The sequence below is a fragment of the Nonomuraea terrae genome (assembly GCF_004348995.1).
Classification (GTDB): domain Bacteria; phylum Actinomycetota; class Actinomycetes; order Streptosporangiales; family Streptosporangiaceae; genus Nonomuraea; species Nonomuraea terrae.
In genome coordinates, this window is record NZ_SMKQ01000049.1 from 14630 (window position 1) to 37694 (window position 23065).

27 protein-coding genes are annotated in these 23065 nt (G+C 71.7%); 14 read left to right on the forward strand and 13 right to left on the reverse strand.

The genetic code is table 11. The features are described from left to right. Positions 1-37 precede the first annotated feature (37 nt). Complete coding sequence (locus tag E1286_RS18225) at positions 38-733, reverse strand: DUF6348 family protein (protein ID WP_132614029.1); 696 nt, start codon at positions 731-733, stop codon at positions 38-40. A 47-nt stretch (positions 734-780) separates the two neighbouring features. Between E1286_RS18225 and E1286_RS18230 the strand changes: the two genes are divergently transcribed. The 4 genes from E1286_RS18230 to E1286_RS18245 all read left to right on the forward strand — a co-directional run bounded on the left by E1286_RS18230 (position 781) and on the right by E1286_RS18245 (position 4432). Next, positions 781-1005: a hypothetical protein gene (locus tag E1286_RS18230; protein WP_132614031.1), complete on the forward strand. Its 225-nt coding sequence runs from the start codon at positions 781-783 to the stop codon at positions 1003-1005. Positions 1006-1097: 92 nt separating this feature from the next. Then, positions 1098-2276, forward strand: coding sequence for a glycosyltransferase family 4 protein (locus E1286_RS18235; protein ID WP_132614033.1), 1179 nt, complete (start codon positions 1098-1100; stop codon positions 2274-2276). A 144-nt stretch (positions 2277-2420) separates the two neighbouring features. Next, the gene (locus E1286_RS18240) at positions 2421-3314 is read left to right on the forward strand and encodes a D-alanyl-D-alanine carboxypeptidase family protein (RefSeq protein ID WP_132614035.1); all 894 of its coding nucleotides are present in this window, start codon (positions 2421-2423) and stop codon (positions 3312-3314) included. A gap of 35 nt (positions 3315-3349) precedes the next feature. After that, the gene (locus E1286_RS18245; RefSeq protein ID WP_132614037.1) at positions 3350-4432 is read left to right on the forward strand and encodes a WD40/YVTN/BNR-like repeat-containing protein; all 1083 of its coding nucleotides are present in this window, start codon (positions 3350-3352) and stop codon (positions 4430-4432) included. A gap of 15 nt (positions 4433-4447) precedes the next feature. Here E1286_RS18245 and E1286_RS18250 read toward each other — a convergent pair whose 3' ends face one another. Then, positions 4448-5077 (reverse strand): alpha-ketoglutarate-dependent dioxygenase AlkB, encoded by a 630-nt coding sequence (locus tag E1286_RS18250; protein ID WP_132614039.1) that lies wholly within the window; start codon positions 5075-5077, stop codon positions 4448-4450. A 22-nt stretch (positions 5078-5099) separates the two neighbouring features. After that, positions 5100-5636 carry a TIGR03086 family metal-binding protein gene (locus E1286_RS18255; RefSeq protein ID WP_132614041.1) on the reverse strand — a complete coding sequence of 179 codons (537 nt, stop codon included), beginning with the start codon at positions 5634-5636 and terminating at the stop codon, positions 5100-5102. Positions 5637-5817: 181 nt separating this feature from the next. Between E1286_RS18255 and E1286_RS18260 the strand changes: the two genes are divergently transcribed. Both E1286_RS18260 and E1286_RS18265 read left to right on the forward strand, forming a co-directional pair. Beyond that, positions 5818-7086 (forward strand): MFS transporter, encoded by a 1269-nt coding sequence (locus E1286_RS18260; protein WP_132614043.1) that lies wholly within the window; start codon positions 5818-5820, stop codon positions 7084-7086. 140 nt (positions 7087-7226) lie between these two features. Next, the gene (locus tag E1286_RS18265) at positions 7227-7763 is read left to right on the forward strand and encodes a CGNR zinc finger domain-containing protein (RefSeq protein WP_246074952.1); all 537 of its coding nucleotides are present in this window, start codon (positions 7227-7229) and stop codon (positions 7761-7763) included. A 61-nt stretch (positions 7764-7824) separates the two neighbouring features. Here E1286_RS18265 and E1286_RS18270 read toward each other — a convergent pair whose 3' ends face one another. The 6 genes from E1286_RS18270 to E1286_RS18295 form a co-directional block, all read right to left on the reverse strand. Next, entirely contained in the window at positions 7825-8199 is a 375-nt protein-coding gene (locus E1286_RS18270; protein ID WP_132614045.1) for an OsmC family protein, read from the reverse strand. A 98-nt stretch (positions 8200-8297) separates the two neighbouring features. Beyond that, a complete protein-coding gene (locus E1286_RS18275) occupies positions 8298-8768 on the reverse strand; it encodes an SRPBCC domain-containing protein (RefSeq protein WP_132614047.1) in 471 nt (156 codons plus the stop codon). 12 nt (positions 8769-8780) lie between these two features. Next, the gene (locus E1286_RS18280; RefSeq protein ID WP_132614049.1) at positions 8781-9125 is read right to left on the reverse strand and encodes an ArsR/SmtB family transcription factor; all 345 of its coding nucleotides are present in this window, start codon (positions 9123-9125) and stop codon (positions 8781-8783) included. Between the two features lie 39 nt (positions 9126-9164). Further along, positions 9165-9917: an SDR family NAD(P)-dependent oxidoreductase gene (locus tag E1286_RS18285; RefSeq protein WP_132614051.1), complete on the reverse strand. Its 753-nt coding sequence runs from the start codon at positions 9915-9917 to the stop codon at positions 9165-9167. Positions 9918-9996: 79 nt separating this feature from the next. Then, positions 9997-10356 (reverse strand): DUF2203 domain-containing protein, encoded by a 360-nt coding sequence (locus E1286_RS18290; protein WP_132614053.1) that lies wholly within the window; start codon positions 10354-10356, stop codon positions 9997-9999. Between the two features lie 9 nt (positions 10357-10365). Then, positions 10366-11037, reverse strand: a complete 672-nt coding sequence (locus E1286_RS18295; RefSeq protein WP_246074953.1) for a GntR family transcriptional regulator — start codon at positions 11035-11037, stop codon at positions 10366-10368. 103 nt (positions 11038-11140) lie between these two features. Between E1286_RS18295 and E1286_RS18300 the strand changes: the two genes are divergently transcribed. The 3 genes from E1286_RS18300 (at position 11141) to E1286_RS18310 (ending at position 14011) form a co-directional block, all read left to right on the forward strand. Then, entirely contained in the window at positions 11141-12475 is a 1335-nt protein-coding gene (locus E1286_RS18300) for an MFS transporter (protein WP_165969791.1), read from the forward strand. A 236-nt stretch (positions 12476-12711) separates the two neighbouring features. Beyond that, positions 12712-13419: a sirohydrochlorin chelatase gene (locus E1286_RS18305; RefSeq protein WP_246074954.1), complete on the forward strand. Its 708-nt coding sequence runs from the start codon at positions 12712-12714 to the stop codon at positions 13417-13419. A 43-nt stretch (positions 13420-13462) separates the two neighbouring features. Beyond that, positions 13463-14011 (forward strand): GNAT family N-acetyltransferase, encoded by a 549-nt coding sequence (locus tag E1286_RS18310; protein ID WP_132614055.1) that lies wholly within the window; start codon positions 13463-13465, stop codon positions 14009-14011. On the opposite strand, the gene E1286_RS18315 is transcribed toward E1286_RS18310, so the two are convergent. After that, positions 14008-14520 carry a hypothetical protein gene (locus tag E1286_RS18315; protein ID WP_132614057.1) on the reverse strand — a complete coding sequence of 171 codons (513 nt, stop codon included), beginning with the start codon at positions 14518-14520 and terminating at the stop codon, positions 14008-14010. The genes E1286_RS18310 and E1286_RS18315 overlap by 4 nt on opposite strands. A gap of 127 nt (positions 14521-14647) precedes the next feature. Here E1286_RS18315 and E1286_RS18320 point away from each other — a divergent pair, with 127 nt between their 5' ends. From E1286_RS18320 to E1286_RS18330, 3 genes are all read left to right on the forward strand, one after another. Next, positions 14648-15115, forward strand: coding sequence for a hypothetical protein (locus tag E1286_RS18320; protein WP_132614059.1), 468 nt, complete (start codon positions 14648-14650; stop codon positions 15113-15115). 75 nt (positions 15116-15190) lie between these two features. After that, a complete protein-coding gene (locus E1286_RS18325; RefSeq protein WP_132614061.1) occupies positions 15191-15445 on the forward strand; it encodes a hypothetical protein in 255 nt (84 codons plus the stop codon). Positions 15446-15612: 167 nt separating this feature from the next. Continuing rightward, entirely contained in the window at positions 15613-16017 is a 405-nt protein-coding gene (locus E1286_RS18330) for a nitroreductase family deazaflavin-dependent oxidoreductase (RefSeq protein WP_132614063.1), read from the forward strand. A gap of 43 nt (positions 16018-16060) precedes the next feature. Here E1286_RS18330 and glgA read toward each other — a convergent pair whose 3' ends face one another. Next, positions 16061-17233: a glycogen synthase gene (glgA, locus tag E1286_RS18335; protein WP_132614065.1), complete on the reverse strand. Its 1173-nt coding sequence runs from the start codon at positions 17231-17233 to the stop codon at positions 16061-16063. Between the two features lie 150 nt (positions 17234-17383). Between glgA and glgC the strand changes: the two genes are divergently transcribed. Continuing rightward, complete coding sequence (glgC, locus tag E1286_RS18340) at positions 17384-18619, forward strand: glucose-1-phosphate adenylyltransferase (RefSeq protein WP_132614067.1); 1236 nt, start codon at positions 17384-17386, stop codon at positions 18617-18619. A gap of 115 nt (positions 18620-18734) precedes the next feature. Here the strand turns inward: glgC and E1286_RS18345 are convergent, their stop codons facing one another. Next, entirely contained in the window at positions 18735-19094 is a 360-nt protein-coding gene (locus E1286_RS18345; protein ID WP_132614069.1) for a hypothetical protein, read from the reverse strand. 362 nt (positions 19095-19456) lie between these two features. Here E1286_RS18345 and E1286_RS18350 point away from each other — a divergent pair, with 362 nt between their 5' ends. Continuing rightward, positions 19457-20935 (forward strand): Nramp family divalent metal transporter, encoded by a 1479-nt coding sequence (locus E1286_RS18350; RefSeq protein ID WP_132614071.1) that lies wholly within the window; start codon positions 19457-19459, stop codon positions 20933-20935. Positions 20936-20939: 4 nt separating this feature from the next. Here the strand turns inward: E1286_RS18350 and E1286_RS18355 are convergent, their stop codons facing one another. Next, positions 20940-23063: an alpha/beta hydrolase-fold protein gene (locus tag E1286_RS18355; protein WP_132614073.1), complete on the reverse strand. Its 2124-nt coding sequence runs from the start codon at positions 23061-23063 to the stop codon at positions 20940-20942. Positions 23064-23065: the final 2 nt, after the last annotated feature.

Consider the following 23065-nt stretch of genomic DNA (forward strand, 5'->3'; position numbering starts at 1 on the left):
GAAACGCTAACAGGAGCTGGGACCAACCGCTCGGGCATTAACCGCCGTCGCCCGGGTGGACCAGGAGGACGAACGTGCGGGCGTAGGAGACGCCCGCGGCGGGGCGTGGCCAGTCGAGGGCGGCCAGCGCGCGGGCGGCGGCCTCGTGGCAGGCGCCGCCGACCCGGACCTCGGCCGTCTCGGCGCCCTCCCCGCCGCCGAAGAACACCTTGACGCCGATCAGGTGCTCGCGGTCGAACGCGCCCTGCAGCGCCGGGGCGAGACGCGGCAGCAGCACGTGCTGGACGGCCCAGCGCTGCACCGCGTCGTGGTGGTCGCCGGTGCCCCAGCCGGTGATGCCGCCGTGGATCGCGTGCCATCCAGGGAGGCCGTCGGGGTCGCCGGGAGCGAAGTGGGCGGCGTGCGTGCCGTCCTGGACGAGGAGTTCGAGCAGCGCGCTGCCGGTGGTGTCCAGCCATGAGCGGACGGCCCGGCCGACGGCCTCCTCGACGGTGGCGCCGTACCCGGAGGTGCAGTCGCTGATCGTGGTCTCGGCGGGGCGTTCGGCGTTGAGCACGAAGTCGAGGTCGAGGTGGGCCGGGTGGCCGGTGTGGTCGGCGCCGAGCAGCACCGCGAGCGTGCCCGGTCCCTTGGCCATGCCGTCGCGGACCTCCCAGGGCTTGCCCATGGCCGCGCTGAGGCGTTCGGCGACCATGCCGAGCACCACGTCGTCCGCGAGCCGCTGACCGTCCATGCTCCCACTCCTTGATCGGGTCCCGCCGTCGGCCAGACTATCCGACCTTGATCATCGCGACGGCGATCCTGGAGGGCGACGCCCGGGAGCGCCGGGTGACCCGCCTCGGCATGAACGAGCAGCGGAAGGTGACCAACGCGCTGGTCCACGCCGCCGTCTTCCTCATGTCGCCGGTGGGCTCCGGCTCGACCGCGCCGCGTCACGTGAAGGCCGTCGAGTGGTCCGGCCTGACCGTACGGTACGAGGGGCTCAGCGCCGAGCCGGAGCGGTGACCCGCGAGAGCTGCTGGTCTCTCGGCCTGGAGGGGGAGCCGCGGATGCTCCGGTACGGTGAGCAGTCCGTCCCGCGCCTGGGGGTACCTCACGTGAAGATCCGTTACATGCTGCTGCACGCGTACGGGACGGGCGGCACGATCCGCACCGTGATCGACCAGGCCAACGCGATGGCCGCCGCCGGGCACGACGTCGAGCTGGTCAGCGTGGTGCGGCGGCGCGACGCGCCCCAGTTCGCGCCCGACCCCGGCGTCACGCTGACCACGCTGGTGGACGAGCGCGGCGGCCGGCGGCCCGACTCCGTCGCCCGCCGGGTGTGGCGCAGGATGCGCGGGAAGGTCGTGCCGAAGGGCGAGTTCGCGGCCGGCTACTTCACCGAGCGGGTGGAGCGGGCCACGATGCGCTACGTCTCGGGGCTGCGCGACGGCATCCTGGTGACCACCCGGCCGGCGCTGAACCTGATCTCCGCCCGGCGTGCGCCGGCGTCGGTGATCCGGGTCGCCCAGGAGCACATGAACCTGTCGGCCTACCCGGTGACCATCCGCAGGGAGATCGCCCGTCACTACGGCAGGTTCGACGCGGTCACGGTGCTGACGCGCGGCAACCGGGCGGAGTACGAGCGGTTGCTGCCCGGCACGCCGATCGTGCACATTCCGAACGCCGTCCCGAGGACCCGCGGAACGCGCTCACAGCAGGTGAACCCCGTGGTCGTCGCGGCCGGGCGGCTGGTGCCGCAGAAGGGGTTCGACCTGCTCATCAAGGCGTTCGCGCAGGTGGTGGCCGAGCATCCGGAGTGGCGGCTGCGTGTCTTCGGCACCGGCCCGCGCCGGGGCGAGTTGGCCGGGCTGGTCCAGCGGCACGGGCTCGGGCGGAACGTGTCGCTGCCCGGCCGCACCCGGCGGCTGGAGCAGGAGATGGCCGGGGCGTCGGTGTACGCGCTGAGCTCGCGCTTCGAGGGGCTGCCGATGGTGATGATCGAGGCGATGGCGCACGCGCTGCCCGTGGTGGCGTTCGACTGTCCGACGGGGCCCGGTGACGTGCTGACCGACGGCGTGGACGGGGTGCTCGTGCCGCCCGGGGACGTGGACGGGCTGGCGGCGGCGCTCAACCGGGTCATCGCGGACCGGGAGCTGCGGATGCGCCTGGGGGCGGCGGCGGCCGAGACGGCGAAGCTCTACGCCGCGGAACGGGTGATGCCGCTGTGGGAGCAGTTGTTTATCGATATGTCACGTGATCGTCGTGTTTGGCGTGACTTGTGGCACTCAGGGTGATTACTAACCAGATTTGCGCATATTTCGCTAAAAGATTTACCTTTTTCTGTTTTGCCTGGTCTGTCAGGGTTTTTGGGGTGGCGAGTCAGGATATTTCGGACATTTCGCCAACATCTCCCCAAGATGCGCGGCACTCTGAACCGCATGCGTAACCGGAAAGCTTTCACGACAGCCGCGGCAGGCGCCCTTGCTCTGGTCACGGGGCTCACGGGACCCGCGTATGCACAGGCGACCACCGCCACCACCTTTGCCGCCGCTCCCCTGTCGGCGACCGACTCCCCCGCCGTGTACGGCAAGGCCGCGTACCTGATGGACGCCGCGTCGGGCGACGTGTTGTTCGAGAAGGCCGGCACCGAGCGGATGCCGATCGCGAGCCTGACCAAGACCATGACGGCGTACGTCGTGCTGAAGACCGCCAAGCCGACCGACGTGGTGCGGATCGAGCGGGAGGACGTGAAGTACGCCGTGGACGGCGGCGGCACCACCGCGAACCTGCGCCCCGGCGACCGCATCACGGTCGGCCAGCTCCTGTACGGCCTCCTGCTCCCCTCCGGCGCCGACGCCGCCCACGCCCTCGCCCGCACGTACGGCCCCGGCGTGCCCGGGTTCGTGGCCAAGATGAACGCCACGGCCCGCGAACTCGGCATGAACGACACCCAGTACGTCAACGCCGACGGCCTGCCCATGCCGGGCAGCGACGGCTACTCCACCGCCAGGGACCAGGCGGTGCTGGCCGCCAAGGCGCTGCAGGTGCCGCTGATCAAGGAGGTCGCCGGCACCCGGTTCCACCGCCTGCCGGCCGGTGACGGGCACCGTTCGTACAGCTGGCGCAACACCAACCGGCTGCTCGGCACGTCCGGCGCGGTGGGGCTGAAGACGGGCTTCACCAGGGCGGCGGGCTACTGCCTGGCGTTCGCGGGCGAGTCGCGCGGGCGGCTGCTGGTCGGCGTGCTGCTCGACGAGTCGGTCTCCAGCCGGCGCTTCTCGACGGCCGAGAACCTGCTGTCGTGGGGTGCTTCCGTCCGCCAGGACCTCTAGCGCCCGTGTGATCGTTCGGACTATTTTGTCCTGACATGAGGCTTCGCATCGCGTGGGGCGCGCTGTCAGCGGCGCTCGTCCTCGCCGCTCCGCTGCCCGCACATGCCGGGCCGCAGCCCAAGCTCGGCTGGGAGGCCCAGCACACCGGGGCGAGCGCGCGCCTGCGCGGCCTCGCCCCCGTCAGCCGGGACGTCGTGTGGGCCTCCGGCTCCGGAGGCACCGTCCTGCGCACCGAGGACGGCGGATGGAACTGGCAGGACGTCTCCCCGCCCGGCGCGTCCGCCCTGGACTTCCGCGACATCGAGGCGTTCGACGCGGACAACGCCGTCGCGTTGTCCATCGGCGCGGGCCCCGACTCGCGCGTCTACCGGACGGACGACGGCGGGCGCAGCTGGGCGGAGGTGTTCAGGAACGACGAGCCGCAGGCGTTCTACGACTGCGTGGCGTTCTTCGACCGGCGGCACGGGCTGGCGATGAGCGACCCTGTGGACGGCAGGTTCCGCATCCTGGCCACCGACGACGCGGGCTGGACGTGGCGGGTGCTGCCCGCCACCGGGATGCCGCCGGCACTGCAGGGCGAGGCCGGGTTCGCGGCCGGCGGGCAGTGTCTGGCGACGGCCGGCGGGCGGGACGCGTGGCTGGCCACCGGAGGGGCGGAGCGCTCGCGGGTGTTCCACTCCTCCGACCGGGGCCGTACGTGGACGGTGTCCGACACGCCGATCCCGGCCGACGACCCGGCGCGCGGCGTCTTCGGGCTCGCCTTCCGCGACCCGCGCCGCGGCCTCGCGGTCGGCGGCGACTTCCGCGCCGACCAGCCTTCGCCCACAGCGGCGGCGGTGACCGGGGACGGCGGAGCCACCTGGCAGCCGGCCGACGCGCCTCCCGCCGCGTACCGCTCGGGCGTCGCCTGGCTGCCCCACCTGCCTTCGGCCGCCGTCGCCGTCGGGCCCTCGGGAAGCGACGTGACCTACACGGGCGGGCGGAGCTGGCAGACGTTCGACACCGGGTCGTACGACACGGTGTCGTGCGCGCGCGACGGATCCTGCTGGGCCTCCGGCGAACAGGGCCGACTCGCCCGCCTCACCATCACCCCGACCGCAGCCGTCCCCCGCGCCTGACCGTCGGCGCGCGCGTCAGCGCACGCCGCGTGGGCGGAACTGGATGCTGATCCGGGGGCCGGACGGGCGGGTCGTCTTCGGGACGGCGTGCTCCCACGTGCGCTGGCAGCTGCCGCCCATCACGATGAGGTCGCCGTGGCCGAGGTCGCGCCGGATCGAGGGGCCGCCGCCGCGCGGCCGGAGCAGCAGCGGGCGGGGGCTGCCGACCGAGATGATCGCGACCATGGTGTCCTCGGCGCTGCCCCGCCCGATGGTGTCGCCGTGCCAGGCCACGCTGTCGCGGCCGTCGCGGTAGAAACAGAGCCCGGCCGTACGGAACGGCTCGCCCAGCTCCTGGCCGTAGTGGGTGTCGAGCGCCCGCCTGGCGTCGTCGAGCACCGGATCGGGCAGGGTCTCGCCCTCGTCGTAGAACTTCAGCAGCCGGGGCACGTCGACGACCCTGTCGTACATCCGCCGCCGCTCGGCCCGCCACGGCACGGTCTCGGCCAGCCGTTCGAACAGGATGTCGGCGCCCGTCAGCCAGCCCGGCCGCAGGTCGATCCAGGCGCCCCGGCCGAGGTGGGTGCGCCGGACGGTGCCGCCGAGCGGCCCGAGCCGTGACTCCTCGTCAGGATCGAGCAAAGATGCTTGGAACGCGGCTGTCATGATGCAGAGTGTACGCCTGTCTTCAAACATTCATTCGAGTGCGTCTCCTCAGGAGACGGAACGCCCCAGGTGCGGCCAGCCGGTCGGCGTGGGTCGCGCCGGGCGGCGGCTCCTGCTCCGGGGCGAACGAGCCGCCCGGCGTACGCGGCAGGTCATCGTAGAGAGTGCGCAGCGCGGGCTCCATGGCCTCGGCCAGCTGAGGGGCCAGGTCGGTGGACGCGCCGATCGCCCCGGCCAGGTCCCAGCCGTGCACGAGCGTCTCGACGACGACCTGCTCGACGAGCCGCCACCCCGGGGCGGGCCCGTACCGCTCCTCCAGCATCCCGGGCCGCCGGAACTCGGCGAGCGTCGCCGCGGCGGCCGCCTGGAACGCGCCCACGTGGTCGGAGCCGAGGTGGTCGGCGTCGTGGTCGGTGCGTGGAGCGCCCCTGGCCAGGCCAGCCCACATGAGGGTCTCGTAGGTCAGGTGGTCGAGCAGGGCGCGGACGTTCCAGCCGGCGCACGGGGCGGGGTCGTCCAGCCGGGCAGGGGTGACGCTCCGGACGAGCGCGCCGGCGATCCCGCTCCCCGATGCTCAGCAGCGGTTCATCGTCGTGCACCGGCTCAGTCTCCGGTCTCCGGTCTCCCATGGTGGGAGAGTCAACCCGCCGCGGGCCGGCGGAGGCGTCGTCTTCCACTCACGGGCGCCATGGTCTGCCGCCTCCCACTCGTGTAACGTCTTTCTCGTGTTACGCCGTTACATGACAGGCGCAGTGGCCGCCCGCACCGGGGACGAGATGTCGGGACCGGCGCTGCTCGTCACGGGGCTGGCCATCACGGGGTCGCCCCTGCTCGCGTCGTGGCTGCTGTCCGGGCTGACCGTGTCGGCCGCCGTCGGAGGGCCGCTTCTCGGTGTCCTGATCGACCGATCGCGCCGTCCGGGCCGGCTGCTGGCGTACTGCCTGGCCGGGTACGCGGCGGGTCTCCTGCTGTTGCTGGTCGGGTTCGGCCGGGTGCCGGACGCGGCCCTCATCGCCCTGGCGGTCGCCACCGGCCTGCTGGGCCCGGCGCTCACGGGCGGCTGGACGGCGCAACTCCCCCTGGTCGCCGGACCGGAGCGGCTCGGCCGGGCCACGGCCCTGGACTCCATGAGCTACAACGCGGCCGGCCTGGCCGGACCCGCCCTGGTGGGGGTGGTCGCCGCGGTGGGCGGCAACGCGGCGGTCCTCCCGATGTGCGCCGTTTTCCTGCTCGCCGCATCACCCGTCGCCTGGACCCTCCCTTTCCGCGCGCAGAGCGCCGAAGGCATGACCCGTAACCCCGTGCGGGACGTCGCGCCGGATGACCGAGGAGCCGGTCACGAGGAGCTCCGCGACGGTGAAGGCGCGGTGCGGGGGCTTGTGCGGGAAGTGCGGGAGGGGTTCACGGTCATCGTCAGGAACGGTGCGCTTCGACGGGCGACGGTCGGGTCCATGGTGTCGTGTGCCGGGCTGCCCATGCTGGTCGTCGCAGCGCCGGTGCTGGGGATCAGGCTCGCCGGGGAAAGCGGTTACGGCACGCTGCTGCTGGCCGTGGCCTCGGCGTGCGGGCTTGCGGTCAACGCCGTACTGGCCGCTCACCAGCGGCGGGTGCGGTGCTGGGACGTGGTGCAGGCGGGCGGGACTGCGGTGCTCGGCGTCGGGATGGCGCTGGCGGCGGTGGCGGACACGTTCTGGATCGCCGTGGTCGCCGCCGCCGTCGTGGGCGCCGGCGAGGGGCCCCAGCTGACGGCGTTGTTCGCCGTACGCCACCGTGAGGCGCCCGCCCGGCTGCGCGGCCAGGTGTTCACCACGGGTGCCAGCCTCAAGATCACCTCGTTCGCGCTCGGCGCGGCGCTGGCCGGGCCGCTGGCGGCGTACTCGACGGGAGCCGCCCTTGCCGCCGGCGCGGCCCTGCAGGCTGCGGCCGTCGCCGCACTCCTCTCCCGACGCACGTCCTCCCCGCACGGTGACCGCCCGAACGAGAAGGAAGCACCACAGCGCAGACCATGAGGGATCGGCCGCTGGACAGATGCAGGACGTGTGGCACAGCCTGGGCAGCCCGGGCCCCCGTCGCCACGGAGGTTGCCGGAGTGATGCGGGGAATGAAGGGGTGACCGGCGGGACCCGGCGTCCCGGCATACGCTTCTTGCGTGAAGGTTCACTCGACCAAGGCGATGGCCGAACGAGCCGTCGACCTGTGCGTAGCGTTGCTGCACGAGGAGCCGTCGATCGAGTCGGTGACGCGCATCCTGCGCGAGCACGGCGAGAGCGGAGACTTCGGTCTGGGCGAGGACGACGTGACGCAGATGCGCGAGGCGGCGGCCCGCCTGCGCGAGGTGCTGGCCGCACCCGACGCCGACCAGGCGGCGGCGCTGCTGAACGAGCTGCTCGCCAGAGCCGCTCGCGCGCCCCGGCTGACCAGCCACGGGGGCACGACCACCTGGCATCTGCACGTCGACAGCCGCGACGAAGCGCCGTGGGCGGAGTGGTTCCTCGCCTCGTCGGCGATGGCACTGGCGGTGCTGCTGGCCGACTACCAGCGGGTGCCCGGCGGGCTGTGCGCGTCGGCCGGCTGCCGCCGGCCGTACATGGACTTCGGGGGCGGCAGTCCGCGCCGCTACTGCAGCGCCCGCTGCGCCACCCGTGAACGCGTCGCCGCCCACCGCTCCCGCACCACCACCCACTGAGGGCCCGGGACCACACCCGCCGTCAACCGCCTCCGGCTCCAGGATCCGGCCAGGTGAGCTGTCAGGCAGGCTCGAACTCCAGTGCCCTGCCCAACGTCCGGCGCACCGGAGACTGCCTCACCCGTTCGGCCACCGCTTGGTACTGGGCCTCTTCCACCGGCGGCTCCAGTACGAGCTCGTAACGGAAGCGCGTGACCGCCTCCTGGCGGTCCAACGTCACCACGACGCTCACCCCGGTGTCGGTCAGTCCCATGTCCACCAGCGCCATCCGGGCCGAGATGGTCATGCACGTGGCCAGTGCTGCCTCCAGCAGTTCGTGAGGTCGCGGACCCGACGAGCCACCCACCCCGTTCTTGACGGTGTCCGCCGACCCCGTGTTCCGCCCCGCGCGGAACCTGACCTGATACGGCGTTGTCAGCGCCCGTGCTTCCACCATGGCCGGTTCCTCCCGATCGGTCGACTCGTAGAACCTACCTGACCTGTCCAGAAAATGAGAAGGCAGTCTGATTATTCGGACGTCACCCTCGAACGGCCTCAGAGTTCGGCGAGGAGGGTGGCCAGGCGGTTCATGGAGTCTCGGCCGCCCCTTGCCCCGTTCGCGCGGACGATGGCGTCGCGGGCCTCCACCGACTGGTGCACCGACTGGGCGACGTACCGGGTGGCGCCGTCCACCGGGGTCAGGGTGACCGTTTCCAGGGCGACGTCCCCGGGCGTGCCCTCGTACTCCCACGTGCGCACGAACCGCTCCGGCGGCACGACGGCGTGGTAGACGCCGCCGAAGGCGTACTCCCGGCCGCCGGCGTCGATGTTGACGAAGCGCCAGCGACCGCCGGGCCGGACCTCCATGAGGTCGACGCGGGTGGCCAGGAAGGTCGGGCCCCACCAGCGCGGGATCAGCTGCGGGTCGGTGACCACCCGGAACACGACGTCGGGCGGCGCCTCGAAGAGGCGGATCATGATGATGTCCTGCCGCCCCGGTTCGATGACGAACTCGGTCTCAGCCATGCTCGTGCCTGCTCATGCCTGCTCCTGTCCTTCCTCGTGCTGAACGCGCCGGATCTCCCGCTCCAGGCGGTCGAAGCGGTCACTCCAGTGCGCGCAGTAGCGGTCGATCCACGCGGAGGCCGTCTCCAGCGGGGCGGTCTCCAGACGGCAGGGACGCCACTGCGCGTCGCGGCCCCGGGTGATCAGCCCCGCGCGTTCCAGCACCTTGAGGTGTTTGGAGACCGCCTGGAGGCTCATGTCGAACGGCTCGGCCAGCTCGTTGACCGTCGCCTCGCCCTCGGCCAGCCGCGCGAGGATGGCCCGCCGCGTCGGGTCGGCCAGAGCGGCGAAGGTGCGGCTGAGCTCGTCGTCGGACATCCGGGAGATCTTCCTGTCGGGGTACGCGCGATCACTTCATCAGTGATCCACGATCGCACCGCAGGAGATGTTGACCGTCGCCGAGGTCATGCTCCTGGCCAGGTCGGAGGCGGCGAACGCGGCGACGTCGCCCACGTCCTGGAGTGTGGCGGCGCGCTTGAGGAGGGCCGACTCGGCGATCGAGGCCGCGATCGCCTCCTTGACCGGCTCGGTGGCGGGGATGCTCTCGGGCACACCGCCGGTCACCAGGGTGACGACGCGCACGCCGTACGGGCCGGCCTCGCACGCCCACTGGCGGCGCATGCTCTCCATGGCGTCCAGCGCGACCTTGAACCCGCCGAGGCCGGGCACCGTCTGCGGCCCGCCCCCGCCGAACAGCAGGATCACGCCCGAACGGCGCGGGATCATGTGCCGTACGGCCGCCTTGGTGGTGAGGAACTGCGTGCGCGTGGCGAGCTCGATCGGCCGCAGGAACTCGGCGAGCGAGATCTCGGTGAGCGGCTTCTGCACGTCCTGGACGCCGATCACGTTGAAGGAGACGTCGATGCCCCCCGCCCGCGACGCCACCGCGCCGGTGAACGCGTTGACCGCTGTCTCGTCGAGCGCGTCCACCACTGCGGCCTCGGCCGTGCCGCCGGCCGCGCGGATGTCGTGGGCGACCTCGTCGAGCGTCTTCTGGGTGCGGCCGGCGAGGAAGACCCGGGCGCCCTCGCGGGCGAACGCGCGGGCCGCCGCGCCGCCGATCGCGCCGCCGGCGCCGTACACGACCGCGACCTTGTTCTCGAGGAGCATCGTATTCAACCTCTCGGTTTATCAACAGATAAGTTGAATACACCACAGCGCGGCTCCCGCGTCAAGGAGCGTCAGAGCGTCAGAGCGGGCGGCGGCCGGCGAACCCGAGCTCGCTGCGGTGGTACCAGCCGAGCTCCCGCTCCCCCTCGATCCAGCACAGCCGTACGGACACCCCATCGAGCACGGACGGGAAGTCGACGAGCACCGGCGCGATGCCCTTCACTTCGATGCCCTGCTCGCTCCACCCGCCGAGGATCTCCTCGATGCGGGCCTGCAGCCCCTTGATCTCGGCCAGCCCGCCCAGCTCGGACCGCACGCCGGAACGCCGTGCGAACTCGAGCTCGGCCAGGTCGGCGCGGGCGGCGATCAGCTCGCGGGCGTCCTCGATGACGGCGGGCAGCAGCGCACGAGCCTCGTCCACGGTGAAGATCCGGTCCATGCGCTCACGTTAGCGGCTGGGGTCGTAGGCCTGGACGAGCAGGCGTTCGGCATGGTCGAGGTAGTCGTCGAGATAGGCGACGGCCTTCCCCGGCTCCTCCGCCTCGATCAGGGCGAGCAGGGTGCGGTTGCGGTCGACGAACGGCTCGTGGAAGGCCCGCGGATTCTCCATGACGTGGAAGACGAGCCGCAGCTCGGCCAGGAGCTGGCGCATGACCTCGTCGAGCCTGCGGCTGTCGTTGAGCGAGACGAGCGCCTGGTGGTAGCGGATGTTGGCGGTGCCGACGCCCTGCCAGTCGTCCTCGGCGGCGGCGCGTTCGGCGTCGCGCACGGCCTCCTTGATCAGGGTCAGCGCCTCCTCGGACGGGGCGCGCCGCACGGCCGCCCCTTCGAGCACGCGACGCACCTGGTAGAGGTCGCGGACGTCCTCGACGGAGGGGAGCCGGACGAAGACGCCCCGGTTGAGCCGGTGATCGAGCAGCCGCTCGTGGCCGAGCAGCCGGAACGCCTCGCGCAGCGTGTTGCGGGAGACGCCGAGCGCCTCGGAGATGGACTCCTCCGACAGGCGCTGGCCGGGCGGGAAGAAGCCCTCGCTGATGCGGTCGCGCAGGATGTCGGCCACCCGTTCCGCCGTGCTGCTGCGTCCCAGGCGGGGGCGGTCCTGAGAGAGATCAGCAACCACGTTATCCACAATTGGCAGACAATCATGGAGCAAACCTCTTGTCGAATTGTTCAACGATCCTTACGTTGATAACCATCCCCCCTTCGATCCAAGGAGCAATCGGATGGCAGGCTCCACGCAACAGACCCGGCGGGTGATCCTCGCCAGCCTGATCGGCACGTCGCTGGAGTGGTACGACTTCTTCCTCTACACCACCGCCGCGACCCTGGTCTTCCCCCAGCTCTTCTTCCCCTCGCTCGACCCGTTCACCGGCACGCTCGCCTCGCTCACCACCAACGCCGTGGCGTTCGTCGCCCGGCCGCTCGGCGGCATCGTGTTCGGCCACTTCGGCGACCGGGTGGGCCGCAAGACCGTGCTGGTGGTGACGCTGCTGGTCATGGGCGTCTCGACGTTCCTCATCGGCGTCCTGCCCGGCTACGCGAGCATCGGCGTCGTGGCGCCGATCCTGCTGGCGCTGTTCAGGTTCGTGCAGGGCCTGGGGCTGGGCGGCGAGTGGGGCGGCGCGGTGATCATGTCGCTGGAGCACGGCGACAGCCGCCGCCGCGGCTTCAACGCGAGCTGGCCGCAGGTCGGCGTGCCCGCGGGGTATGTGCTGGCCACGGGCCTGCTGACGATCCTGTCGTTCACGCTGTCGGACGCGGCGTTCCTGTCGTGGGGCTGGCGGGTGCCGTTCCTGCTGTCGGGCGTCCTGGTCCTCGTGGGCCTGTGGGTACGCCTGAAGGTCTCGGAGTCGCCGTTGTTCGCCGAGGTCGAGCAGAAGGGCGCCAAGGCCAAGATGCCGCTGGTCGAGGTGCTGCGCACGCACCCGCGCGCCCTGCTGTCGGCCTTCACCGCGCGGATCGGGGTGGACGTGGCGTTCTACACGTTCACCTCGTACATCATCGTGTACATCACCCAGCAGCTGGAGCTGCCGCGGTCGTACGCGCTGAACGCCGTGCTCATCGGGTCGGCGCTGCAGCTCGTGCTGATCCCGATCGCCGGCGCGATGTCCGACCGGTACGGCCGGCGCCCGGTCTACCTCGCCGGCGTGATCGCGGCGGCGGTGTGGGTGTTCGCGTTCTTCCCGCTGCTGGACACCAGATCGTTCCCGCTCATCGCGCTGGCCGCGGTCGTGGCGCTGATCACCCACGCCGCGATGTACGGGCCGCAGGCGGCGTTCATCGCCGAGCTGTTCAGCACGCGGCTGCGCTACAGCGGGGCCTCCATGGGCTACCAGGTCGCCGGCATCGTGGGCGGCGCGCTGGCGCCGATCATCGCGCTCCAGCTCTTCGAGGCGTTCCGGTCCACGGTGGCGGTGTCGATCTACGTGGTCGCCTCGCTGGCCGTCACCGCCGTGGGCCTGGCCATCGCCCCGGAGACCCGCGACCTCGACCTCGCCACCGCCTCGGCCGACGACCCCAAGACGTCGCTGCCCGGCCAGGTGGGCCCCTTCGCGTGAACGCCTGAGACGCCGCGAAAGGCGCGGGCGGCGGCTGCCACCGCCGCCCGCCTTGTAGCGATAAGTCCGCGCTTATCCGCATTGCGCGGTGATCTCAGTCACACCCGTACCGTTGTAACGCAATCGCCACCGATTCACAGAACAACCGTCGCCTAATAGGCATAAACTGCCCGCCTGTGAGCCTGCCTGTACGAGAACGTTCCCGCCGGCCGGGCGGTGGCCGTCACCGCCGCCCCGTGCCCACGTCCTTGCCGCCAGACGCGCCCGTGCTCGTGCTCGCCACCCCGGGCGACACCGCCGGGGTCGCCGAGGAGATCGCGTCCGTCGTGCGCGTCGACAACCCGCAGATCGAGGTGCGCCTGACGAGCGTGGCCGGCCTGGCGGACTCCCTGCCCTCCGGCCGCGAGGCCATCGTCGTGCCGCTGCTCACCTGGGACGACCCCGTCGTCCTGGCGGAGATCGGCAAGACCGTCGCCGCCCGCGGCGAGGGCGTCGTCGTGACCGAGGCGCTCGGGCCCCACCCCCTGCTGGCCGAGGCCCTGCACATCAGGCTGGCCGAGCGCGGCCTGGCCCGCGCCGACCGCGTACGCCTGCTGAACGTCTCCAGCCCCGTCGACGCCGTCATCCTCGCGACCGTGGGCGGAGAGCGCGCGGTGCACGCCGTTCAGGCGACCGCCGTGCTGCTGGCCTCCAGACTCACGCTGCCCGTGGTGGCCGCCTCGCTCGACAGCGAGCCCGGCGTGGCCGTCGCGGCCGAGCGGCTGCGCGCCGCCGGCGCCGACCGGCTGGCCGTCTCCCCTTGCCTGATCGGCTACGAGGCGCCGCGCGATCTCGTCGAGCGGGCCGCCGCGTCGATCAACGCCGGGCACGCGGAACCGCTCGGCTCGCACAGCGCCGTCGCCGAACTCGTCGCCCGCGCTTACGGAAGTCAACTCGCCACTTGACCCAGGCTTGTTGAGATCACGGGACTCGCGTTACCGTCGGCGCATGCGTCCCGTGGTGCACAACGGCGAGCGGCTCGGCCTTCGTGACGTCACGGAGGCCGACGTGCCCGCGCTCCACGCCGTCTACGGCGATCCCACCGCCACCCAGCATCTGCCCTTCCCGCCGCGCAGCCTGGACGAGGTCGCCCAGCTGGTGGAGGAGGCCACCGAGGCGGCCGCGGCCGAGCCGCACCTGCTGTACGTGCTGGCCGTCGTCGACCGCGGGCGCCGCGACGTCATCGGGGTGGCCCGCCTGCGCGTCGAGGCCGACAACCCGCACAGCGCGGAGATCGGGTTCGGGCTCCATCCTCACCAGTGGGGCCGCGGCATCGGCACCGACCTCGTCCGCCTGCTGCTGTCGTTCGGGTTCAAACAGCTCGGGCTGCACCGCGTCTGGGCTGCCCGCTCCCCCGCCAACCTGCCGGCCCAGCTCGCGATGCTGACCGCCGGCATGGTCGAGGAGGGCCGCATCCGCCACCACCTGCGCACTCCGGACGGCTGGCGCGACTCGATCGTCCACTCGGCCCTCGAGGACGAGTGGAGCGACCGCTAAGGGCGCCATCCGTCGAGCACGCGTGCGGCCACCCGCGCCCTGGCGCCCGTGCCGTCCACGGTGTAGTCAGCGACCTGCGCCACGTCCAGGATGGCCGACAATTCCCCCGCCCTCGCGAGGTGCCAGTCAAGCCCGCCGGGATCGTCGGCGTGCCGCGCCGCCAGCCGCCGGCGTACTTCCGGGAGCGCCACGCGGACGCGGCAGACCGTGAGCGGCACCGCGAGGGCCTCCTCGTGGCGCAGGCGCTCGTCGCGGCTCTCGATCACGCCGGCCAGCACGAGCCGTTCCGCGCCCGCCGCCAGGAAGTTGACCGCCACCGCACGCAGGTTGCGCAGGGTCAGGGCGCCGTGGAAGGGGTCGTCTGGAGGCGCCGGCCAGGCACGGCGCAGCCAGTCGAGGTCGATGACGGCGTTCGGCACGCCCGCGCCGGCGAGCAGGTCTCCGGCGGCGTCGGCCGCGGACGTCTTCCCCACGCCGACGGTTCCGGTGATCAGGAGGGCGGACGGCATTCACGGGATGCTACCCGGAGCCCCTGCCGCGCGGGCGAATCAGGACGCAACGGAGCAGGTCAGCGGCCGAGGCGGCGATTGTCGGTCGGGCACCCTACGATGAGCCTCCTCACGGAGGGATACTCACATGCTCGACTCGCTCATCGTGCCCTTGTTCGTCACCACGGACCTGCCGCCCGAGGCGGAGCTGGCCGAGTTCGGGGAGCTGCTCGCCGGGACGACGCGCGTGCTCGGTGACGAGCTCGGTGACAAGGGCGCCGGCTATGCCGCGTTCCTGGCGGGCCGGGTGTTCTGGCTCGACCGTCCTGTGCTGCCGAAGCAGCGTCCGGCGGCGCGCGTCGAGCTGCGCTTCGCCGGCATGCTCGGCCATCTCGCCGCCTCCGGCCCCGGCCACACCGCGCGCGAGGTGGTCGCCGACGCGCGCCGGGCGATCGGGCGGGCCGTGACCGCGCGCTACGGCGACGTCGGCGTCCCTCCGGCCGTGTTCGCGATCCGCGACCAGGACGTCCGCGAGCGCACGCCCGACTCCGCCCTCTACGTCGACACGGCCGGCGCCGCCGCCGAGCTGGTGAGCGCGGCCAGGTCCTACCTCTAGCCGCCCCCTAGCCAGCGGGGCGTGCCCGTGCCATGGTCGTACGGCGATCTGTCGAACGGCTTTGGAGGTTCCCGCATGGCGGTGCTCGGCGCGATCTGTTTCGGGCTGGTGGTCGGCTGGATCACGTACGGAGCACTGCGGCGGCGGCAGTCCTCTCCGGGCCTGAGCGACCTGGCGGCGGTGCTCGCGGCGGTGGGCGGCGGCCTGGTGACGACGCTGCTGGGCGAGCCGGTGGTGTTCGGCGGTTACGCCGTGGGCCTGGCCGTCGGCTTCTTCGGCTACCTCGTGCTCATCACGCTCATGCCCGACTCGAAGTGGACGGCCGGCTGACCTGCCCTCTCACCGGCCGCCTCAGTGGTACGGCTCGGCCGCCGGCGAGGTGGAGCCGGTGCCGTGTCTTCACGACGGGCCTGGAGTGCGTCCTCGACGGCCTGGGCTCCCCACCGGGCAGGCGAGGCCGTCGTTCATGACCCCGTCGTAGGGGCATGATGGGTGACATGCTCTACGGCAAGGAACATGTCCAGCGATATCAGGAAACCGATGGCGCAGAGGGACACGAGTGGAACAACACCGTAACCCTCCTTCTGACCACAAAAGGCCGTAAATCCGGTAAGTCGTACACGACGCCGCTGATCTACCAGCGCTTCGGTGACGACTACCTCGTCGTGGCCTCCAAGGGGGGCGACCCCGACCACCCGGGGTGGTACAAGAACCTGGTGGTTAATCCCGACGTCGAGGTGCAGGTCAAGGGCGACCGGTTCAAAGCCCGGGCCCGCACGGCGGGCGAGGCGGAGAAGCCCGAGATGTGGCGGGTCATGACCGCCACCTGGCCCGCCTACGACGAGTACCAGAAGAAGACGCAGCGGCCGATCCCTGTGGTCGTCCTCGAACGCGCCGAATGACGCCGTCCGCCCCACCGGAAGACACCCGGCGAGGGCGGACCGGCTAAAGGCGCAGGCTCGCGTACAGGTCGGCCGTGCGGCGGGCGACGCGCTCCCAGGAGAAGTGCTCGACGGCCCGCGCCCGTCCCGCCTCGCCCATCGCCCGCGCCCTGGCCGGGTCGCCCAGCAGGGCGTTGACGCGCTCGGCCAGGTCCGCGGCGAAGCGACCGGGATCGTGCGGCGTGCCGTCGGGCCCCTGGTCGATGGGCACCAGCAGGCCGGTCTCGCCGTCGGCCACCACCTCGGGGATGCCGCCGGTCGCCGTGGCCACCACGGCCGTCTCGCAGGCCATCGCCTCCAGGTTGACGATCCCCATCGGCTCGTAGACCGACGGGCAGACGAACACCGCGGCGTGCGTCAGGAGCTGGATGACCTCGGGCTTGGGCAGCATCTCCCGGATCCAGAACACCCCGTCGCGGCCGAGACCGCGCACCAGCTCGGTCACCTCCGCGGCGATCTCGGGGGTGTCGGGCGCGCCCGCGCAGAGCACGAGTTGGGCGCCCGGGTCGATGGAGCGGGCCGCGTGCAGCAGGTGGACCAGGCCCTTCTGCCGGGTGATGCGGCCGACGAAGACGACGTACGGCCTGCGGGGGTCGACGCCGTGCTTCTCCAGCACGTGGGTGGCCGGGTCGGGGGCGTACTCGGCGGTGTCGATGCCGTTGTGGATCACGCTGACCCGCTCGGGCGCGATCTCCGGGTAGGCGGCCAGGACGTCGCGCCGCATGCCCTCCGACACCGCGATCACCGCGTCGGCGGCGAGCAGGGCGGTGCGCTCGGCCCACGACGAGATCGCGTAACCGCCGCCGAGCTGCTCGGCCTTCCACGGGCGCAGCGGCTCCAGGCTGTGCGTGGTGATCACGTGCGGGACGCCGTGAAGGAGCTTGGCGACGTGGCCGGCGAAGTTCGCGTACCAGGTGTGGGAGTGGACGACGTCGGCACCCTCGCAGGCGGCGGCCATCTCCAGGTCGACGCCGAGCACCTGCAGCGCGGCGTTGGCGCCCGCCAGGCCGTCCTGCACCCGGTAGGCCGAGACGCCCGGCTCTGCGCGCTCGGCCCCGAAGCAGCGCACCCGTACGTCGGCCAGCTTCCGCAGCTCCCTGGCGAGGTACTCCATGTGGACGCCGGCCCCGCCGTACACCTCGGGCGGATACTCCCTGCTGAGCAGATCAACGCGCATGACACGACCTTATGGCGGGGCCGTGCGGTGGACCACCATCGACCCGGGTGTCGCCCGCCAACCCCTTGTACGCACAAAACCGGACACGCAGGGAGGTGACGGTGCAGGGTTTCGTCGATAGAACGGCCATTTGGGGGTAGCGTCCAGGGCATGAGGTCCCGGAGGGTGCTTGCGGTCGTGCTGGCAGGTGGAGAGGGTAAGAGGCTCATGCCGCTCACGGCGGATCGGGCCAAACCGGCGGTGCCGTTCGGGGGGATGTATCGGCTCGTCGACTTCGTGCTGTCCAATCTCGCGAACGGCGGGTTCCTGAAGATCGTCGTGCTGACGCAGTACAAGAACCACAGCCTCGACCGGCACGTCTCGCGGACCTGGCGGCTGTCGGCGATGCTCGGCAACTACGTCACCCCCGTGCCCGCGCAGCAGCGGCTCGGGCCGCGCTGGTTCTCCGGTTCCGCGGACGCCCTGTTCCAGAACCTGAACCTGATCTACGACGAGATGCCCGAGCACGTGATCGTGTTCGGGGCCGACCACATCTACCGGATGGATCCGCGGCAGATGGTCGAGCAGCACGAGGAGTCGGGCGCCGACGTGACGGTGGCGGCGATCCGGCAGCCGCTGTCGCTGGCCGACCAGTTCGGCGTGATCGAGACCGACCCGCAGGGCCGCCGGATCGTGGCGTTCAGGGAGAAGCCGAAGGACGCGGTCGGGCTCGCCGACTCTCCCGACGAGGTGTTCGCCTCGATGGGCAACTACGTGTTCAAGACGCAGTCGATGATCGACGCCCTGCGTGAGGACGCGCTCGACCCGACCAGCAAGCACGACCTGGGCGGCAACATCATCCCGATGCTGGTCAAGTCGGGCGGCGCCGACGTCTACGACTTCGCCCACAACATCGTGCCCGGCTCCAGCGACCGCGACCGCGGCTACTGGCGTGATGTCGGAACGCTGGACGCCTACTACGAGGCCCACATGGACCTCATCTCGGCGCACCCCGTGTTCAACCTCTACAACGACAAGTGGCCGATCTTCACCGGCCACGACCCGCTGCCGCCCGCCAAGTTCGTGCACAACGACGGCGACCGGGTGGGGCGGGCGATCGACTCGCTGGTCTCCCCCGGCGTGATCGTCTCCGGCGGCACGGCGATCAGGTCGATCCTGTCGCCCAGGGTCGTCCTCCACTCCCACTCGCTGGTGGAGGACTCCGTGCTGATGGAGAACGTCAAGGTGGGCCGGGGCGCGGTCATCCGCAAGGCGATCATCGACAAGAACGTCGTGATCCCCGACGGGGCCCGGATCGGCTTCGACCTCGAATACGACCGCACCCGCTTCGCGCTGACGCGCGGTGGCGTCGTGGTCATCGGCAAGAACGAGATCGTCGACCGGTAGGCGCGCCGACCGGCAGGCAGGCCCCCAGGCATGAAAAGGGTCCCGGGGCCTCGCGTGGAGGCCCCGGGACCGGTGCGGCCGGCGTGCTACGGGCGGCCGAGTCTATGGAGAGCCGTTACTGGGCCAGCCAGTCCCAGGCCATGCGGTAGGCGCCGGGCGCCTCCCACTCGCCGTGCTCGTCCTCGTGGTGCATGTCCTCGTGGCGCATGTCGTCGTGGCGCATGTCGTCGTGGTGCATGTCGTCGTGGTGCATGTCGTCGTGGTGCCGGGCGTGGCTCGGGAACATGTCCTCGAGCTTGCAGGCCTTGGCGTCGCGCTTGCCCGCGGAGACGCCGTGGCGGTCGATGCGCAGAGTGTGGGTGACGTCGGACAGGTTCAGCTCGCAGGCGCGGTCGGCGTGGGCCGGAGCGGCCATGACGACCAGCGAGGCTGCGCCGGCGAACACACAGCTCGCCGCTATGCGGGTGACTTTCATGATCTCCCCCAGTAAGGACGTTCTGACAACGCTTCATCACTCTAAGTAGTGGATGTGCGAAGTTCCGGCACGCCACGCCTGGCGCGCCCCGATCAGAGCCATAGCCGTCGGTTATGACCCCAGGTCTTGGACTGTGTACGCCGCCGCCCCCGCATCATCGTCGCCATGGACGCCGACCCCCGTCCCTCCGCCCTGCAGGCGACCAGGTGATCAGCGGGACGCTGCCGGTCGTCTCGGTCGACCTCACGATCGGCGACGACCGCATCGTCCGAGCCGACCTCCGGTACGCCTGATCCCGGCGCGCAATTGGGCCTTGTAGCGGCCCCCCTCCGGGATCACGCTGATGGTCAGGAGGCAGTGACATGTCGCACCCACTCGGAGTCAGCCGTCCGGATCTCGAAGTCACCGACCTGCCCACGCCTGAGGAGGTCTTCAAGGTCTCCAAGATCGGCCCCAAGGAGCTTTTCAAACACGCGGTGGGCCCCAGTCTGATCGCCCTCGGTATCTCGATCGGCAGCGGAGAATGGCTGCTCGGCCCGCTCAGCGTGGGCCAGTACGGGTTCGTCGGCGTCGGCTGGGTCATCCTGGTTTCGGCGCTGCTGCAGACGTTCTACAACGTCGAGTGCTCCAGGTACGTCATCGCGACCGGTGAGACGCCAGTGGTGGGCTGGGGGCGGGTGCCGCCCGGGTGGCCGCTCTGGGTGCCGCTGTCCGTCCTCATCGTGATCTTCGCGTTCATCGCCGGGGGCTGGGCCGCCTCAGCGGGACAGGGCGTGTACGCGCTGGTCCACGGCGTGCCGCCGGCCGCCGACGCCGCCGAGCCGCGCTGGTGGGCGGTCGGCCTGCTGGTGCTGGTGTTCGTCATCACCGCGAGTGCCCGGCGCATCAGCCGCGCGCTGGAGCTCGCCAACTGGGTGATGGTCAGCACGATCCTGCTCGCGTTGCTGGTCACCTGCCTGCTGGTGGTGCCGTTCAGCCAGTGGTGGGAGGGCATCCGCGGATTCGTCACCCCTGCGGCGCCGCCGGAAGGGATCACGGCGACGCAGCTCGGCGGGCTGGCCGGCTTCACCGCGCTCGCGTCCGGCCTGAACTGGTACGTCATGGGCCACTACCGCGACAAGGGCTACGGCATGGGCCACCGCGTCGGCTACATCTCCGGCCTGCGCGGCGACCGGACCACGGTCCTGGCCAGCGGCGTCACCTTCCCGGACGACGAGCGTAACCGCGGCCTGTGGCGACGCTGGTACCGGCTGCTGATGGTCGACATGTGGGGCGTGTTCTTCGTCGGCGCCATCCTCGGCATGCTGCTGCCCACGATCCTCATGTCGCACGCCGTCCAGATGGTCGGCGAGCAACCGACCAGGGCGAACGTGCCGACGTTCGTGGCGAGCGCGCTCGGCGCGGAGTACGGCCCCGTGGTGTTCTACATCGGGCTGGTGCTGGGAGTGCTGGTGCTGTTCTCGACGCAGCTCGGCATCTTCGAGGCGATGGTGCGGGTGACGACCGACGCGGCCAACGCCACGAGCCCGCGCCTGCGCCGGCTGATCGCGGGCGACCCACGGCGCTTCTACTACCCGTTCATGATCGTGCTGCTGGTGATCATCTCGATCATCATCTTCCAGTCGCTGCCGGTGGGCCTGGTCGAGTGGTCGGCGAACATGTCCAACCTCGGGGCGCTGATCTATCCGTTCATGCTCATGTACCTGAACAGCAAGCTGCCGCGTCCCGCCCGGCCCAGGCCCTGGCACTACGTCATCCTCGTCCTCAATTTCCTGTTCTTCGGGTTCTTCTTCGTCAACTTCATCGCGGACTTCATCGGCGACCCGCTGGTGACGTTCTAGAAGGTCAGCCGGGCAGGCCGGTGGCGGGGTCCACGGTGGCCAGGAAGACATCGCCGTTGCCGGGAGCGTCCCCGACGGCGCCGTAGGTCAGGCCCGTGACGGCCACCTGGCCGGACGGCGTGGCCATGGCGTACAGGTTGGCCTCGGCGAACGGGTCGACGGCGTCGTCCCTGGCGGTGCCGAACTGGGCGGCGGCGAGTTGCCCGCCCCGGGCGTCCAGGCGCAGGGTGAGCACGTCGGCGCCGCCCGCCTGGACCCCGGCAAGGCCCCGCGTGTAGCCCACGACCTCGACCTCGCCGCCCGGCAGCGCGGCCACGGCGGCGCCCTCGTCGGCGGACGGGGTGGCGAGCGTGTGCGTCCAGCGCTGCTTGCCCCGGCCGGTGTAGGCGACGGTGAGCGCGTCGCCGTCCGAGGCGCCGGTCGCGACGGCGAGGCCGGTGGTGGTGACGGCGACCGCGGTGAACCGGTCGTCGCCGGCGCCGCCCGCCGTGGCGGCCCACGTCCTGGCACCGTCGGCGGTGTACGCGGCGATCCAGGCGTCCAGGCCGCCCAGCGGGGTCGTGCCGGGCATGGCCGCGGTGGCGCTGCCGGTCACGTGGAGGGCGGAGCCGGAGACGGCCACGCCGTACGCCTTGTCCTCGCCGGGGCCGCCGTACTGGCGGACCCAGGACAGCTCGCCGGCCGGCGTGAGCCGGGCGAGGATCGCGTCCTTGTCGCCCTGGTTCGGGCCGTCCAGCGCGCCTCTGGTGTAGCCCGTCACGTACGCGCCACCGTCAGGGGCGGCCGTCAGGCCGTACAGGCGGTCGGCGGCGTCCGGGGCGCCGAACTGGGTGATCCACCGGATGTCGCCCGCCGCGTCGAGCCGGGCCACGAACGCGTCGTCGGCCGCGTTGCCCGCGTGTTTCCCGTCGAGGTCGCCCTTGGTGTAGCCGGCCGCCAGCACGCCGCCGTCGGGCAGCGCCGCGACGCCGTACAGCCGTTCGTCGGCCTCCGTGCCGAACTGCCTGGTCCAGCCGCCGGCACGGGTGACCACGGCGTCGAGTCGGCCCTGGTGCTCCTGGCCGTTCACGGGGCCGCCGGCCGCGTACCCGATGGTGAGGGAGCCGTCGGCGTGGGCCGCGACGCCGCCCGCCCAGTCGGTGCCCTCCGTGCCGTGCAACGGAGCGGGCAGCCCGGCCGGCGGGGTGACGCTCAACCCGGGGCCGAGGTCGGCCATGGCCTGCTCGAAGGCGGGCGTCCACACCGTCCAGTCGTGGCCGCCGTCGAGGACGCGCAGTTGCGCGGAGATCGCGGGCGAGCGGCGGGCGGCGTTGTACAGGGCGGCGGACTCGAAGTCGAGGTCGTGGCGGGCGTCGGCCGGGTCGCGGTTGGCGTACTCGTCGTCGCCGACCGCCACGAACAGCCGCACCGGCAGGTCGGGGTCGAGCTCGGGCAGCAGCGCCGGATAGTTGAGATCGCGGTAGACCCCGTCCGCGAACGTGTCCTCGCCGTCGCCGAACGCACCGTGGTCGCGGGCCGAGGAGTCGGACGGTGGCAGCGGCGTGTAGACGGCGGGGCTGAGCACCGCGGCGGCGCCGAAGAGGTCCTGGTGCGCGAGCGCGAACCGCAGCGCCCCCGCGCCGCCCATCGAGTACCCGCCGACCAGCCTGGCCTGCCTGATGGGCGCCGTCCGGTACGTCGCGTCCACGTGCGCCACCAGGTCGCGGGTCAGCGCCGTCTCGACCGGGCGTCCCGGCGAGCCGTCGCCGGTGTAGCGGGAGTCGACGTACCAGCTGCCGCGCTCGCTCCAGGGAGCGTCCGGCATGACGGCGATGACGGGCGGGATGCGCTTGGCGGCGATCATGTCGTCGAGCACCGTCTTGACCCGCGTCCAGGCCTGCATGGTGTCGCCGCGGCCGTGCAGCAGGTAGAGCACGGGGTGGCGGTCGGCGCCCCGCTCGTAGCCGGCCGGCACGTAGACGTTGTAGGCGATCTCCTCCCCCAGCGCGGGCGACGGCGCGGAGCCGGTGGTGATCGTGCCCTCCGCCCGCACCTCCGTCTCGGCGGGCCCGGTGAGCGGCCCGCTCAGCAGGGACAGTGACACCAGCACGGCCGGCGCGCCGACGGCGATCCATCGAGGTAAGGGCATCT